Genomic DNA, 688 nt, shown 5'->3' on the forward strand with positions numbered 1-688 from the left:
TCGCCGAGCGCGCCAACCGCCTGCTCGGCGAGTACGAGATGGCGCTACAGGCGCGGCGGGATGCGGAAGGGGCGCTGCGCGAGCATCAGGAGGGGCTGGAGCGGATCGTCGCCGAGCGCACCGAGGAGCTGGCCTATCTGGCCAGCCACGACGTGCTGACCGACCTGCCCAACCGTTCGGTCTTCTCCGTCCAGCTCGCCACCGCGCTGGCCCACGCGGAGCGCAACGACCACCGGGTGGCGCTCTTCTTCATGGATCTCGACGGCTTCAAGGCGGTCAATGACCGCTACGGTCACGAGACCGGCGACCGGGTGCTGGTGGAGGTTGCCCGGCGGCTCAAGGCGGCGGTGCGCAAGGAGGATCTGGTGGCGCGCATGGGCGGTGACGAGTTCACGTTGCTGATCGCCGAACTGGAGCGGCGCGAGGATGCGCTCGCCGTCGCCGACAAGTTGATCGCCGAGGTGAGCCGACCGATTCCCTGCAGCGACGGGATCGAATGCAAGATCGGCCTCTCCATCGGCATCGCCTTCTATGCGGACGACGGCGATCGGCCGGACCAGTTGCTCTCCCGCGCCGACGACTACTTGTACGCGGCGAAGCGCGCCGGGAAGGGGTGCTACGCCTTGGCCAAGGGGGTGCGCAGGCCGCTGCTCCCGCGGTGACCGGGCCGCCGGCGTGAGCGAGGGCT

1 protein-coding gene is annotated in these 688 nt (G+C 69.6%); it reads left to right on the plus strand.

Going from position 1 to position 688, the window contains the following annotated elements; genetic code table 11:
* A partial coding sequence (locus tag ACYQ2W_RS26505) for a diguanylate cyclase domain-containing protein (protein ID WP_459874108.1) occupies positions 1-662 on the plus strand: 662 nt, incomplete at its 5' end.
* Positions 663-688: the final 26 nt, after the last annotated feature.

Source organism: Endothiovibrio diazotrophicus (assembly GCF_054657215.1).